10 protein-coding genes are annotated in these 14,281 nt (G+C 70.1%); 3 read left to right on the forward strand and 7 right to left on the reverse strand.

From position 1 onward, the window contains the following. Window positions 1–67 precede the first annotated feature (67 nt). The 4 genes from murJ to ACLJRL_RS38305 form a co-directional block, all read right to left on the reverse strand. Window positions 68–1,804, reverse strand: coding sequence for a murein biosynthesis integral membrane protein MurJ (gene murJ, locus ACLJRL_RS38290; RefSeq protein WP_410661334.1), 1,737 nt, complete (start codon window positions 1,802–1,804; stop codon window positions 68–70). A gap of 308 nt (window positions 1,805–2,112) precedes the next feature. Next, on the reverse strand, window positions 2,113–2,364 hold the full coding sequence (locus ACLJRL_RS38295; protein WP_410661286.1) for a hypothetical protein: 252 nt from the start codon (window positions 2,362–2,364) through the stop codon (window positions 2,113–2,115). Window positions 2,365–2,478: 114 nt separating this feature from the next. Continuing rightward, on the reverse strand, window positions 2,479–4,674 hold the full coding sequence (locus ACLJRL_RS38300; RefSeq protein WP_410661287.1) for a DUF6049 family protein: 2,196 nt from the start codon (window positions 4,672–4,674) through the stop codon (window positions 2,479–2,481). Next, window positions 4,675–5,196, reverse strand: a complete 522-nt coding sequence (locus ACLJRL_RS38305) for an NUDIX hydrolase (RefSeq protein ID WP_410661288.1) — start codon at window positions 5,194–5,196, stop codon at window positions 4,675–4,677. A 160-nt stretch (window positions 5,197–5,356) separates the two neighbouring features. Between ACLJRL_RS38305 and ACLJRL_RS38310 the strand changes: the two genes are divergently transcribed. The 3 genes from ACLJRL_RS38310 (at window position 5,357) to ACLJRL_RS38320 (ending at window position 9,053) form a co-directional block, all read left to right on the forward strand. Further along, window positions 5,357–6,784 carry a CCA tRNA nucleotidyltransferase gene (locus ACLJRL_RS38310; RefSeq protein WP_410661289.1) on the forward strand — a complete coding sequence of 476 codons (1,428 nt, stop codon included), beginning with the start codon at window positions 5,357–5,359 and terminating at the stop codon, window positions 6,782–6,784. A 90-nt stretch (window positions 6,785–6,874) separates the two neighbouring features. After that, window positions 6,875–8,182: a sensor histidine kinase gene (locus tag ACLJRL_RS38315; RefSeq protein ID WP_410661290.1), complete on the forward strand. Its 1,308-nt coding sequence runs from the start codon at window positions 6,875–6,877 to the stop codon at window positions 8,180–8,182. Between the two features lie 16 nt (window positions 8,183–8,198). Then, window positions 8,199–9,053: a class I SAM-dependent methyltransferase gene (locus tag ACLJRL_RS38320; protein ID WP_410661291.1), complete on the forward strand. Its 855-nt coding sequence runs from the start codon at window positions 8,199–8,201 to the stop codon at window positions 9,051–9,053. 55 nt (window positions 9,054–9,108) lie between these two features. Here ACLJRL_RS38320 and ACLJRL_RS38325 read toward each other — a convergent pair whose 3' ends face one another. The 3 genes from ACLJRL_RS38325 to ACLJRL_RS38335 are packed head-to-tail and all read right to left on the reverse strand — an operon-like array spanning window position 9,109 to window position 14,273. After that, window positions 9,109–11,037: a TNT domain-containing protein gene (locus ACLJRL_RS38325; RefSeq protein ID WP_410661292.1), complete on the reverse strand. Its 1,929-nt coding sequence runs from the start codon at window positions 11,035–11,037 to the stop codon at window positions 9,109–9,111. Between the two features lie 41 nt (window positions 11,038–11,078). Next, window positions 11,079–12,206 carry an ADP-ribosylglycohydrolase family protein gene (locus tag ACLJRL_RS38330; protein ID WP_410661293.1) on the reverse strand — a complete coding sequence of 376 codons (1,128 nt, stop codon included), beginning with the start codon at window positions 12,204–12,206 and terminating at the stop codon, window positions 11,079–11,081. 3 nt (window positions 12,207–12,209) lie between these two features. Further along, the gene (locus ACLJRL_RS38335) at window positions 12,210–14,273 is read right to left on the reverse strand and encodes a YrhB domain-containing protein (protein ID WP_410661294.1); all 2,064 of its coding nucleotides are present in this window, start codon (window positions 14,271–14,273) and stop codon (window positions 12,210–12,212) included. Window positions 14,274–14,281 lie beyond the last annotated feature (8 nt).

The following is a 14,281-nucleotide window of genomic DNA, read 5'->3' on the forward strand; positions in this document are numbered from 1 at the left end:
GCGTAGCTCCCGCCCCGAGGGTACCCAGAATACGACGCGTGAACGCGCGCCATCCGTGCGTGAATCGTTATCCGCGCTTGATCAACCGGGTGATGCGGTCCGTGGCGGGCTTCAATTCCTCCACCTTGAGGGCCATGAGCACGCCGAACGAGACCGCGATCCCGACGACGGTCTGGAGGAGAAGTTTCACCCAGGCCTGGAAAGTAACCCCGAACGAGTCAGGAACGACCTGCCCGGCGAGCCACGCCGCGCCGACTCCGAGCACGCTTCCGACGAGGGTGAAGAGGATCACCCCGAGAACTCGCTTGCTTCGGAGATTTCCGAGGGTCACCCACAGCCACACCTGACCGAGGATCGCGCCGATGACGAACGTGAGGCCGTTGACCATCATCACGCCGAGCACGATGTTCTCCGGCGACAGCAGCGCGGGGCACAGATAGAGCAGCGGCACCTTCACCACGGTCATCACGATCATGATCAGCACCGGCGTCCGCGCGTCCTTCATCGCGTAGAACACCCGCATCTGCAGCATGACCAGCGCGTACGGCAGCAGCGCGAAGGCACAGATGGCCAGCGCCTGTCCCATCTGCGACGCGGATTCGACGGTGCCCTTGCCGAAGGTGAACAGGGCGATACCGACCGAACCGCCGACAACGGTCATCACGGCCGAAATCGGCACGAGCATCACCGTCGAGATGCGCGACGCGTAGGAGAGGTCGCCGATCAGCTTCTTGTGGTCGCCGTCGGCGGCCGCGCGGCTCATCCTCGGCATGATCGCCGTCAGCAGCGAAACGCCGATGACGCCGTACGGCAGCTGGAAGAGCAGCCACGCGTTGCTGTACGCCGTCACACCACCGGCCGTACCGCTGGTCAGCACGCGGGTCGTGACCGTGTAGCCGATCTGGCTGACCGCGACGTAGCCGACGGTCCAGATCGCGAGCCCGCCGAACTCCTTCATGCGCTTGTCGATGCCCCAGCGCCACTTGAACTTGAACCCGGACCGCAGCAGCGGCGGGATCAGCAGCACCGATTGCGCCACGATGCCCGCGGTCACGCCGAGGCCCAGCGTCAGCAGCTTCGGGTCGGTGATGGACACGGGATCGGTGGAGATGTTCCCCGGCATGATCCACACCACGAGGATGGTGAAGATGACGACGAAGTTGTTGATCACCGGCGCCCAGGCCGTCGGGCCGAAGACGTTCTTCGCGTTCAGCACCGCCGAGAGCAGCGCGAACACGCCGTAGAAGAAGATCTGCGGCAGCAGCAGGTACGCGAACGCGGTGACCAGTGCGGGATTGGCGTCACCGTTGTCGTCCACGTAGAGCTTGGTGATCAGCGGCGCCGCGAGGACCGCGACCGTCGTACCGAGGACCAGCAGCGTCCCGGCGACCGTGACCAGCCGCTGTGTGTACGCCTCGCCGCCGTCCTTGTCGTCCTGCGACCGCACGAGCAGCGGGACGACGAGGCTGGACAGCACGCCGCCCATCAGCAGCTCGAAGATGATGTTCGGCATCGTGTTGGCGACGTTGAACGAGTCGTTCTCGACCTGCGCGCCGATGGCCGCGACCAGCAGCAGCTTCCACGCGAAGCCGGTGATCCGGCTGATCAGCGAGGCGATCGCCATCCGGCCGCTGGACTTCGCGATCGACGGCGCCTTCGCCGGGGCGACGACGTCCTGTTCGCCGGTGTGCCCCGGCCGCGGTTTGACCAGCGGCGCGTCCTTGATCGCCGGCATGACCTGCGTGGCGAGCTGGTCGTACGGGCGGAGGACGTCGGGGTCGGCGACCGGCCAGCGTGACCCCATCGGGACGCCGGGCGTGCGCGGGATGAACCGCGTCGCGTCGGGTTCGTCGCGCGGGTCCTGCTGCCACGGGCGGACCGGTGGTGGCTGGCGGCGCCCCCGATGCGGCGGAGGCGGGGTCTGGTGCAGCGCCTGCGGCGGCGGCGCCGGTGGGCGGCGCTGGGGCGGCTGGTTCGGGGGCTGGTTCTGGGACGGCTGCGGCAGCGGCTGGCCCGGGGGCACCTGCTGACGCCGGGTCGGCGGAGGCGGTGTCGTGGGCGGAGGCCCCTGTCGCGGCGGGGGCTGGCCCCCCGGCGGGTTCTGGGGTGGCCTCAGTCGCCTGGTCTCGTCGTCGGGACGGCCGGCGACCCGCTGGCGGCGGCCGTCCGGCGGCTGCTGCGCAGGCGGTTGGCCAGGCACGCCCGGCGGCGGCGTCGCCCGGCGTGGGCGCTCGCCGCGCTCAGGCGGGACCTGCTGCGGAGGCGGCTGACGACGCTCCGGACGGCGTGCCGGGCCATCGGTTCGACGGGGCGGTGGAGGAGTTCCTTCGCGCCGGGGACGGCCTGCACGCTCGGGCGGTACACCCGGCTCTCTTTCCACGCGTGCCCAATCCTCGGTGCTCGACGGTGCTCGACATTGCTCTGGGGATGCCCGGCGGCATCGTTCGACCCAGGGTAATCGGCAACGGCCGGAAAGGCTTAAACCTGTGCGTCCTCGGTCACACGCTCGACGCCTTCGTTCGCCCGAACGGCTCGCGACTCCTTGATCCTCCGGTAGATCCGCCGGGACGAGAGCAGCAGCAGCGCGCCGGCCGCGGTGAGGGTCACGATGATGGTGATCGCGCCGTACTCCGTCGAGGTCAGCTCGAACCGCGCGTCGGAACCGAGCTTGGTCCCGTCGGGCGTGCTCAGCGCCACGTCCACGCTGAATCGGCCCGCTCGCAGCGCCTCGACCGGCAGCAGCCTGTTAGCGGCGCCGTTGGCCACGATCGGCTGCGTCTGGACCGCCGCGGTCGGCCGTAGCCCGACGTTGTTCTTCAGTTCGACGCGGACGTTGATGCCGACCGGCAGGCTGTTGGTGATGTACACCGGCAGCGGCGACGCGCCGGAGGCCAGCGCGATCGTCTGCTTCGGGCGCTCCACGGTCACCTGGCTACGGATGGCGTCCAGGTCCGCGCGGGCGTTGCCGGTGGCGACCCCGGAGTCCGAGCCCCGCCACGACGTCGAGGCGGCCCGCAGCAGGGCGAGCCGGACGGGGGCGATCACGTCGGCCGGATTCACTCGTTTGGTGGAATCCATTGTCATCGCCGACGACAGGCCGAGCGTCTCGTTGTCGATCTGGGACATCTTCGCGGTGACGTCGCCGCTCGTGGCCGAGGCCAGATCTTGGGGGTCGTAGTTGACCGATGCCGCCCCGGACTGCTTCTTGTCGAGCAGGTCGGGCAACGGCGTCGACGTGGCGAGGCCGGCCTGGAAGAAGTCGCCGAGCCGATCGAGGAACGTGGTGAGTTCGGCGCGGGGCAGATCCCAGTGCCGCGGCGGCGCGATCAGCAGCTGCGAGCGCTCCTGCCCGGCCGTCTGCCCGCCGAGCCCGGCCCGGAAGGCGATCGCGCCGAGCCCGTTCTGGGTGGACACCGAGCGCAGCGCGGACGCGTCGAGCACTCCGCCGGTGGAACCGGTCGACCCGTTCAGCGCGCTCGCGATCAGTGAGTCGATCGGCTGCGCGCGCAGGTCCGTCCCTTCGATCGAGACGCCGCCCAGCACCGGCGACCCGGCCCGGAGCTTGCCCGAATCGGTGAGCACGGTCTTGACCCCGGCCTTGCCGATCGTGTCGACGGTCTGCGAGTCGAGAGCGCCGCCCGGCCAGAGGACGCCGTCCTGCGGCTGGACGCCGAGAAGGTTCTTGATCGTCGTCGCCCCGCCGATCGCGCTGTTCAGCAGCTCGGAGTCGGTGGCGTCGCCCGCGCGGACCTTCGTCAGCGCGGTGAGGTCGGCGTCGGCGAACGGGAGGGTGACCACACAGCGGCCCGCGACCAGCGCCTTCAGCTCACCGAGCCAGTTCTTCGCGATCTCGGCGCCCTTGCCCTGGGCGGGGCCCCCGCCGGTGGCGACCTGATAGCCGCGGGTCATCGAGTCCGCGGTCGCGACCAGATCGGGGTCGATGGCCAGGCACAACGACGACGAGACCTTCGTGTCGGCCTCGGCCGCGCGTGCGGCCCCGACCAGCGAATCCAGGCGGCCGCCGTCGTTCATCTCGTCGGCGAGCCGCTCGTCGGCCAGGGTCAGCGGGCCACCGAGCGGGGCCGAGACGACGTGCACCGTGCTGTTCGCGATCGGCCACAGCAGACCCGTCGCGGGCTGCGAGGTCGGACGCGAGGCCGGTGCCTTGCCCGGGATGCCGAGCACCGGCATCAGCAGGCTGACCGCCGCGAGCCGCTCCGGGCCGCCGAAGTCGGGGGTGCCGTTGACGTTGACCAGCAGCGGGTACACGCCGGGCCGCGGAAACTGCAGCTTCGAGGACGGGCCGAGCGGCACGGTCAGGTTCAGCCCGGCGCTCTGGCCCGCTTCCAGCGTGTCCGATTCGAGGTCGACGAAGTCGGTGGCGGACAGGTCCTTGAACTTGCCGCCGGCGAGGACGTCGCCGATCTGCTGCTCGGTCGCCAGCCTGCTGCCCAGCTGCAGCCGGACGCCCAGCTTGCTGATCTTGCGGTCGCCGATGTTGGTGACCCGGCCGGTGATGGTCAGCGACGTCGTGGTCGTGGTGACCACTCGCGGGTTCAGCTGATCGAGGTCCACGCGCAGCCGGGGCTGCTCCTGCGCCTGCGCGATCGCCCCGAACAACGCGGGCAAGGCCAGGAACAGGATCGACAGGACAGTGGCGGCAAGCCGCTTCACTCAGGTGCTCCCTCGGCGGTGTGGGCGTTGCTGCGCGAAGAGTTCTTTGGCCTTCCGGACCAGCTTGCGCTCGTCGGAGTAGGCGAGGGTGGTTTCCAGGTCGGCGAGCGGGACCCAGGCGACCTCGGTCACCTCGACATCCTCGTCCGAAAGCTCACCGCCGGTGGATTCCAGGATGAAATGGTGCACTGTCTTGTGCACCCGGCGTCGCTCGGCCACGAACCAGTAGTCGATGGTGCCCAGTGGCTGCAGAACCCGCGCGGAGATGCCGGTCTCTTCCTTCACCTCGCGCACCGCTGTCTGCTCCACCGTCTCACCGTCCTCGATGTGGCCCTTGGGCAGCGACCACAGCAGTCTGCCGTGCCTGTCGAGCCGTCCGATCAGCGCCGCGTTGGCGCGCTCGGCATCGACGACGAGGCCGCCGGCCGACGTCTCGTCGACCGTGGTCAGCCGCCTTCCCCGCCTGCGCCTGCGCCGGCGGCCCGGCTTCGAGGCGCCGGAGCGGCCGGCGGATCCAGACATGCTGCGATGCTAGAGCAAACGGCGGTACGGGTACGCTGGCTCTCCGTGCCCGTGTTGGGCCGGGTCGTAGTAAGTGTCTCGGTAAGTACATCCAAATCGTGGTGGGATTGTCGTGAACAAGGTGGTCGCCGGGCAGGCGATTGCGGGGAAGAGCGCCGCAATGCAGAACGCTGTGACAGAGCTGATGCGCATCTCCCCACTGGCGGATGAACTCGCCACGCTCTTCGCCAAGTCGGGCTACAGCCTGTACCTGGTCGGCGGCAGCGTCCGCGACATGATGCTCCGCCGTCCGGTGAACGACCTCGACTTCACCACCGACGCGCGGCCCGACCAGGTCCTCAAGATCGTCGGCAACTGGGGCGACGCGGTGTGGGACGTCGGCATCGCCTTCGGCACGGTCGGCGTCACCAAACAGGGCATGACGCTGGAGATCACCACGTTCCGCGCCGACAGCTACGACAGGGTCGGCCGCAACCCCGAGGTCACCTTCGGCGACAGCATCGAGGGCGACCTGCTGCGCCGCGACTTCTCGGTCAACGCGATGGCGATCGACCTGGCGAACAAGACCTTCGTCGACCCGTACGACGGGCTGCAGGCATTGGAGGAGCGGGTACTCGACACCCCCGCGACCCCTCAGGAGTCCTTCGCCGACGACCCGCTGCGCATGCTGCGGGCCGCGCGGTTCTCCGCCCAGCTCGGGTTCACCGCGGCGCCGCGGGTGATCGACGCGATGACGTCGATGGCCGAGGAGATCGACCGGATCACCGCCGAGCGCGTCCAGGCCGAGCTGTCGAAGCTGCTGCTGGCGAGCGACCCGCGGCCCGGGATCGAGTTGCTGGTCGAAACCCGGCTCGCCGACCGGGTGGTGCCGGAAGTGCCCGGGATGCGGCTCGCGATCGACGAGCACCACCAGCACAAGGACGTCTACGAGCACTCGCTGACCGTGCTCGCCCAGGCGATCGAACTGGAGAAGTCGCACGAGCCGACGTCGGAGCCGGACCTGATCCTGCGGCTGGCGGCGCTCCTGCACGACATCGGCAAGCCCGCGACGCGCGAGTTCCAGCCCGGCGGCGGCGTGAGCTTCCACCACCACGAGGTCGTCGGTGCGAAGATGGTGCGCAAGCGTTTGCGCGCGCTGAAGTTCTCGAAGGAGATCGTCCAGGACGTCAGCCAGCTCGTGTTCCTTCACCTGCGGTTCCACGGCTACGGCAAGGGTGAGTGGACGGATTCGGCGGTGCGGCGCTACGTCACCGATGCCGGTGACCTGCTGCCCCGGCTGCACAAGCTGGTGCGCGCAGACTGCACGACGCGCAACCGGAAGAAGGCGGCCGCGCTGCAGGCGACCTACGACGACCTCGAGCAGCGGATCACGACGATCCAGGCGCAGGAGAACCTCGACCGGGTCCGGCCGGACCTCAACGGCGAGGAGATCATGCGGATCCTCGGCCTCAAGCCGGGACCGGACGTCGGCAAGGCGTGGAAGCACCTGAAGGAACTGCGGCTCGACCGCGGCCCGCTGGAGCACGACGACGCCGTCGCCGAGCTGAAGAAGTGGGCCGAGGAGAACGGCGTCGGCTCGGCTTCCTGAACGTTAAGGACCTCTTCAGCCGTTCAGCCCTGGATCGCTGTGCCGATAGCCGACATACTCCTGCCGTTGGTCCGGGCGGGGGGAAATTCCATGGCGAAGCGGCCGCCGAGTTTTCTGGTGACGTTGCTGCGGCGCGGCGCGCCCGCGCTGGCCACGGCCACCAGTGAGCTGTCCGACGAGGTCGGCGACCCGACGCCGATGCGGGCACTCCGCCGGATCCAGCACATGGCGGGCCCGGTCGACACGGGCTACCGCGACAACCTGCTGCTGCGCGCTGCCCGGTATGTCGCACTCGTCCCTCTGGTCTATCGGCTCTTCGCGGTGCCCGGCGCGTTCGGCCTCTACGTCTCCACGCACGGCACGACCGGGATCGCCCCTGTCGGGCTCGTGACGCTCGGATCGGTCGCGCTGAGCGTGTACGGGATCCGCTGGATGCTGCAGTCGGCGCCGTTCCAGCCGAACCTCGCGGCCCGGTTGCTGGCCGTCGATCTCGTGTTCACGCTGCTCGCGCTGCTGATCGTCGGCGCGTTCGTGCCGGCGTCGGTGTTCACCGAGGCCATGATGGTGCCCGGTAAACACCTGCTCGGCGAGGTCGCGCTGCTGGCCTTGGCGCTGGGGATCGCCGCCGCGGCGGCACTGGTCATCGTCAGCCTCCCGATCCGGATGCTCGCGTCGCTGTTCGGCACCGGGCAGGCCTCGCCCGGCGAGGCCCTGGCCACCTTTCCGCCGATCCTCGGCGTGCTCTTCACCGCGACCGGCGCACTCGTCCTGATCGGGCTCGGCACCCGGCTCGCCCTCGCCTACGGGATCCGGAACGGGCGGATCGCCGAACGCGCCCGCCAGCACCGGATGCTGCACGACTCCGTGCTGCAGACCCTCGAAGCCATCTCGCTCGCCAACCGGGGCGACCCCGTCGAGCGGCTCGCCGAGGTCCAGCGGCTGGCGCGGGCGCAGTCGATGGAGCTCCGCCGGACGATCGAGAGCGAAGCGTCGGGGCGCTCCGAAGCCGGGTCGCGGCCGCTGGGCGAGAAGCTCGCGTCGCTGGCCGCGGAGATGGCGAGGGACGGCCTGCGTGCCCAGCTCGTGATCGCGGAACTCGACGACGACACGCTTTCGGAGGTCCGGCAGGTCGCCATCCGCGACGCCGTCCGCGAGTCCCTGCGCAACACGCTCAAACACGCCGGGACGGACAAGGTCGTCGTGCGGGTCGAGGAGCAGGAAGGCGGCGTCGCGGTGATCACCCGCGACCACGGTGCCGGGTTCAGTCTCGATTCCCGGCCCGCCGGATTCGGCATCAGCGAGTCCATCACCGCCCGGCTGAACGAGGTCGGCGGGACGGCCAGGGTGGAGTCGGCTCCAGGCAATGGCACCAGAGTCACCCTTTGGGTGCCTTTCTGACGGTAAACAGGAGAACATGAAGAAAACGGAAGTCCTGGCCCGAGCGCTCACCGCGTATCGCGACGGTGACCAGGCCGAGGCGGCGGACCTCGCCGGGCGTGCCGGATCCACGCTCGGCACCGAACTGAACCGGTATCTGACCGAAGGTGGCGGCGGCGGCCCGGTGTACGACCGGCCCGCCGCTTTCACGGCGTTCATCCGCGGGGGCGGGAACGTGAAGCTCTACCGCAGGCTCAGCGAGGTACTCGCCCGGCGCTACGGCGGCATCGGTTCCCTGCTCGACATCGGCTGCGGCGACGGGCTCGCCGTCGTCCCCGCACTCGAACAGGCCGATCGGCAGCCCGGCCGGATCGACCTCGTCGAGCCGTCGAGCGCGCTGCTCGACGAAGCGCGGAAGCACCTCGACGGCACCCACGGCGTGCACACCTGGGACGCCACCGCGCAGGAGTTCCTCGCCCGCGACGACGACCGGCAGTGGCAGCTGACGCAGTCGACCTTCGCCCTCCAGTCGATCCCGACGGCGGAGCGCACCGAGGTCCTACGGGCGCTCCGGCCGCGTACGACGTGTCTCGTGCTGGCCGAATTCGACGTGCCAGAGCACGACGAAGACTCCGCCGAGTACCTGCTTTCGCTGGTCACACGCTACGAACGAGGGATCTCGGAGTACGGCAAGGACGCGTCGCTGGTGGCGCAGGGCTTCCTGCTGCCGATCCTGCTGGGCCTGGTCAAACCCGGCGCGGACCGGACGAACTGGGAGCAGCCCGCCACGGACTGGGCCTCGCAGCTCAAGGAAGCGGGTTTCGCCGGCATCCGGATCGAGCCGTTGGCGGACTACTGGTGGTCTCCGGCTGTGCTCATCACCGCGTCCTAGAAGTCCTTGAAGGACTCCTTGAGGGAATCAGAGTCCCTCAAGGAGTCCTTCACGGTCACTGGACTCGCGACAGCGCTCCGCTTTCGAGGTGCTGCGCGATCGGCCTGGGCAGCACGTAGGCCACGGCCCCGCCCGGCGTCCCGTTCCACGGCGCGGTGATCCCGGTGATCACCCGCAGCGGACGCTGGACGCGGTACAGGCGGTGCTCCCGTTCGCGGTCGGCCGCCAGCGAGGTCTCGACGAACCGGGCGGGCTCGGCGTGCACGAGGTTGCCGGTGTCGTTGCCGAACCGCTGCACGGTGGTGCCGGCGGGCAGCACGACGATCCGCTTGCGGCGGAAGAAGTTCAGCGGCGGCTCGCCCCGCATGGGCAGGATCGGCCAGTCGGCCGGGTTGTCGGCCTCTTCGTTCGCGCCCACCGCGGCCCGTGCCGGGTACAGCAGCAGGGTGCCGAGGAAGAATCGCGCCGCCTCTTCGAGACTGGAGAACGCCACCGGCTCATCGGCAGGCGGGCGTGAGACCTCCCAGCCGCTCTCGGTCCGGCGCAGCGTCCAGATTCCCGGTTCCGGTACCGCGTTCGCGCCGATCCGGTAGGACGTCGGCGCGACACCGTGTTCGGCCAGCCGCTGGAACAGCACGTCCAGCACGTCGCCGGCCCGGGCGTCGCGGCCAGGTTCGCCTTCGCGCTCTACGCGGGTCCGGACGCTCTCGTCCGGAAGGTCCGCGTCGGTCTGGGGCGGACGCGGCTTGCCGGCGATCTCCGCCTCGGCGGTCGCCCGCACCAGCTCGCCGACCAGCGCCGGCCGGAACCCGGCGGCCCGGATGTGCTCGACCAGCTCCGGTTCCGGCGGCACGCCGTACTTGCGCAGGTAGTGCGGCACGGCCGCGGGCCAGATCCAGACGCCGTCGGTGTGGAAGGCGTTCGGCACGTCCGGCGGACCGTTCGGGGTGAAGATGTCGGGCTGCGGACCCGGGCGGGACACCACCACCGGCGAGCGGAAGAGGTAGTCCAGCACCCCGCGCACCTGGTCCGGCGGCACCGGCGGCCGGGTGACGACCGGGCGCTCGCCCTCGTTGTGCGAGTCGGCGATCTTCGCGTGCCGGAAGGCGACGTCCAGCGGCAGCCCGGCCTTCGCCGAGAGCCAGGCCGGGACGTGCTCCTTGCCGCGCGGGAAGACTGACAGCTCGGTGGCGTACGCGCGCGGAGACGGCTTCCCGCCTTCGTTGGGCGCGAGCCGCCAGGTCGGTTCCTGGTCGGAGTCGAAATCGAAGTCGAAGTGCGACGCTGAGTCCAGCGTGAAGGTGCCCTGGAACCAGGCGCCGGTCTCCGGGCTGTACATCGCCGCCCGCAGCCGCGCGAACAGCGAGCCGAGCCGCGGCGGGGCCGCGATCGACACCGACACCGGGCCGTTGCCCTCGTCGCCGACCGAGCGGATCTCGAGTTCGGCGTAGTCCCCGACCTGCCGGAACTGCGCGCCGACCCGCTGCCACCCCGGCGGAAGGACGCTCAGCAGCGTCCGGCCGATGGCCCGCAGGAACGCCGACTGGTCGCCCGTGCCGTTCTCCGGCCGTGCGTCCGGAGACTCGACGAAGTCGTGCCTGGTCTGCCACAACGCCGTCAGCTGCGAAGGCCCGACGGTGGTCGAGAAGTCCGTCAGCCCCAGTTCGGCCGCGCGGGCCGCGTCCTCGCCCGCCCAGCGCAAGGTCAGCTCGCCGCCGCCGGTGTGCGGCGCGACGAGGAAGTGTTCGTCGTCGTAGCGGCCGTGGGTCTGCAGGCTGAAGGTCGCTCCGACCTCGCCGTTCAGCACCACCCGGGCGGCCCGCCCGTTCCACTCACGGTCGAAGCCGTCGGGCGCCGCCTCCCCAGGCGGCGCGATCAGCAACAGCGTGCCGTCCTCTGTCGACCGCTGGGCCGCGAAGACGGTGTCCCCCCATACGGCGTACAGGCCATCCGGCCGCTCCGCCGCTTGTACCCGGTAACGCACGATTTAGTCCCCTCCCCAAGTTCCCCAAGCCGGGGGTAAATCTAGTAGGCCGGGTACCGGGCGTACCACCGGTCGTCACCCGGCGCGTCCGGGCCGAACTCCGCGAGCGCGTCGTCCGCCAGCCGCCCGATCACTTCGGCCAGTTCCAGCTTCTCGAGCCAGTCCGTCCGTAGCGCTTCTTCGCCGTACATCGCGCCGACGAGGTTCCCACACACCGAACCGGTCGAGTCACTGTCACCACTGTGGTTCACCGACGCGAGCAGCGCCGAATTCGCGTCCGTGGTGGTCAGCGCGACGTAGACCGACATCGAAAGCGCGGTTTCGCCGATGTTCCCCTGGCCGAGCGTTTCGAGCTTTTCCGGCGTCGGGGCCCCTTCCCGCGCCAGCGCGAGCGCCTGGTCCAGCGCGACGCTCTGTTCCTCGTGGCCCTGGTACTTCTCCAACTCGACGCGGGCGGTCGCCACGGCGTCGAGCAGCGGTTTCCCGAGCAGGAGTTCGTGCACGATCACCGCGAACGCACCCGACGAGAGATACCCGCTCGGGTGACCGTGAGTCAGGGCCGCGCTCTCGGCGCCGAGGCGGAACACCTCCGCGAGGTCGTCCGACCACAGCGCGACCGGCGCCGCGCGCATGACCCCGCCGCAGCCCTTCGAGTTGTTCACCGGCTTGTCGACGCCGGCACGTACCCCCGTCCGCCCGTACGCCTCCAGCTCGCCGAAACAGGTGAGGCCGGGTGCGCGGCGGCTGAACAGCTCGCGGTTCGTGACCAGCCAGCCGTCCGGTTCTGGACTCGTCTCCTGCGGGCCGCGCGCCCGCTCCCACGCGATGCCCTGGGTGTGCAGCCAGCGCTGGTAGGCCAGCTGCAGTGACTGCTCGACGGGAACGGCGGTGTCAGCGGTAGCAAAGGTCCCTTGCTCCCGGCGCGCGCCCGCATGGGCCCTGACCAGGCCTTCCAGGGTGAACAGCGTCATCTGGGTGTCGTCGGTGATCCGCCCGATCCCGCCGTACGCGGGGATGAGGTCGGTGATCCCGGCCGGGCCGGCGATCTCGCGGATGCGGTCGATCGAGTCGAATTCGGTCTTCGCGCCGAGCGCGTCACCGATCCCCCCGGCGAGCAGGCTGCCGCGCAGCCGCGACCTGGTCGCCGGGTCCTGAAGCCACTCACGCATTTCTTACCGGTCTCCTCGCGGGTACCGTTCCGAGTCCCAGCGGCGCTTCTCTTCGGGCTCGCGGGGCAGGCCGAAACGGTTGAAGTAGTAATAGGCGTCGCCCGCCATGCCGTCGACGACGCCGAGGTCGCCGAACGCCGCGAGCCACGCTTCCGGCAGGCCGGGCACGGTGAGCCTGGCGCCGACCATCGCCCCGGTCAGCGCGCCGGTCACCGGTCCGCCTCGGGCCGCCAGCGCCAGCGCCGCTTCGGGATCGTGGCCCCGTTTGGCGGCGGCGAACAACGCCCTGCCCAGCACCGAAAGCGGCGTCCGGCCGTCCCCGATGCTGTCGAACTGCTCGACGTCATCGCCGTCGACGTCGTTCCTGAGATCGAGCACGGTCTTGACCAGGCCGTCGACCTCGCCGCTGTACTCGTCGAACCCTTCGAGGAAGTTCGCCACCGCGGGTACGCCGTCACGGGCCGCGAGCTGGGCGCGGAACACGTTCACCAGCAGTTCCGACCCGTGGACGACCTCGTGCCCGGCGGCGGAACCGACCAGTTCGCGAACCACCTTCATCGCGTAGACGACGTTGTCCGCCGGACCCTCCACCCCACCGGTCACGGTCGCGGCGAGCGCGGTCACCAGCATGGTCGAGAACTCGGCGGGTGCCGGGCCCGCGGCCGCGGTCGCCTTGGCCACCCAGCCGTCCGGGCGTCCGCCTTCGGGCAGCGACGCCGGGATCTCGGCCTTGTCCGGGGTCGCGTCCAGCCCGCGGATCACGGACTCGGTGTGGAACAACAGCTGCCGGGTCAGCCCGCCGAGCGGCAGGCCGTCGGCCGGATTCGCGCCTGAACCGAGCGCGTCCCCGAGCGCGAAGCCCACGTACGCGCCGACGATCCGGGGGTAGGTGAAGCTTCCCAGCGGCAGCTCGGGGTCGAAGAACTTCCCGAACGTCCAGGCCTTCGGCCGAGGATCGCCGTTGTCGGAGAAATGTGTCACCAGACCGTGGGCGAACGGGTCCTCGGGCAGTTCCGGGAGCGGACGGCCGTCGTATTTCGCCCGGGACCGCTTGAACGACAGCGTCGCGCTCCGCACGTAGCGGACGAGCTCGCCGGTGCTCAGCGTGTAGCCGTTGTTCCTGGCCTGGGCGACGAGGCTCGCCAGGTTCGCGGTGGCCGCGCCGACTTCTTGGCCGAGTTCCTCAAGAAGGGCTTCGTACGCCTTCGCGTACTCCTCGCCGAAGTAGGCGGGTCGTCCGATGGACTCCGGGCGTTCGGCCTTCGCCGGAAGCTCCAGGTCGGCGACCTGCTTCAGGGTCTCCGGATAGACGTTGAAGGTCTCCGGACGGCCCGGGTTGACCAGGAGGCCGACGCCGGGGACCTCCTTGGCGCGTCGCAGGAGCACCCGGGGCTGGACACGCTGCCAGGTCGTGTACTCCGCCGGAACCTGTTCCTCGGAGGTGTAGACGACGAACCTCGCGCCGGCGTCGCCGAAGTCGCGGACCTGCAGGTGGCCGTCCTTCGCCGGGGCCAGCACATCGTGGTCGAGCATCCAGTGGACGAACTCCTCCGGAGTGATCCACTCGACGCGGAGGTAGCCGAGCAGCTTCTCGACGTCGCTTTGCGGCTTCGGGCGCCCGGAGAACTGCGGTCCTGGCCGGTGGTCCGGATTCGTCCGGGTCGCCCCGGTCGGCCGGTCGTACAGCGTGTACTGCTCCCAGCGCACGATCGCCGCCTTGGGCACGGGCATCTCGGGGAACGCGGCCTCGTCGAACTCGGGATCGACGATCTCGGTCCACCGGGTGAACGCGTCGGGGTCGGCGCCGCCGCCCGCCGCGGACACCGCCATCGTCTCCAGGTCGAGGGTGATCTCACCGCCGTCGTCCGGCACGAAGGCGACCGGGCTGGGGAACAGTCCCGTGCCGGGATCGGTGCCGTCGAGCCAGCCGACGGTGTTGTACGTGACGTTCCAGCCGCCGGTCGCGCGCACGACGTAGTCGCGCCGGATCCGCAGCGCGCCGGTCCCCTCCACGCCGCGACCTGCCAGCCACTCCTCGACGCGGCTGACGGCTTCCTCTTCGTTCATCGTCCCCA

The sequence above is a fragment of the Amycolatopsis sp. lyj-112 genome, from assembly GCF_046549055.1.
Lineage (GTDB): Bacteria > Actinomycetota > Actinomycetes > Mycobacteriales > Pseudonocardiaceae > Amycolatopsis.

Bases quoted from the DNA above. Each gene is read 5' to 3' on its own strand.
- murJ (WP_410661334.1), bottom strand. From the start codon at position 1,804: ATGGGGTCACGCTGGCCGGTCGCCGACCCCGACGTCCTCCGCCCGTAC.
- ACLJRL_RS38305 (WP_410661288.1), bottom strand. From the start codon at position 5,196: ATGTCTGGATCCGCCGGCCGCTCCGGCGCCTCGAAGCCGGGCCGCCGG.
- ACLJRL_RS38310 (WP_410661289.1), top strand. From the start codon at position 5,357: ATGCAGAACGCTGTGACAGAGCTGATGCGCATCTCCCCACTGGCGGAT.
- ACLJRL_RS38315 (WP_410661290.1), top strand. From the start codon at position 6,875: ATGGCGAAGCGGCCGCCGAGTTTTCTGGTGACGTTGCTGCGGCGCGGC.
- ACLJRL_RS38320 (WP_410661291.1), top strand. From the start codon at position 8,199: ATGAAGAAAACGGAAGTCCTGGCCCGAGCGCTCACCGCGTATCGCGAC.
- ACLJRL_RS38330 (WP_410661293.1), bottom strand. From the start codon at position 12,206: ATGCGTGAGTGGCTTCAGGACCCGGCGACCAGGTCGCGGCTGCGCGGC.
- ACLJRL_RS38335 (WP_410661294.1), bottom strand. From the start codon at position 14,273: ATGAACGAAGAGGAAGCCGTCAGCCGCGTCGAGGAGTGGCTGGCAGGT.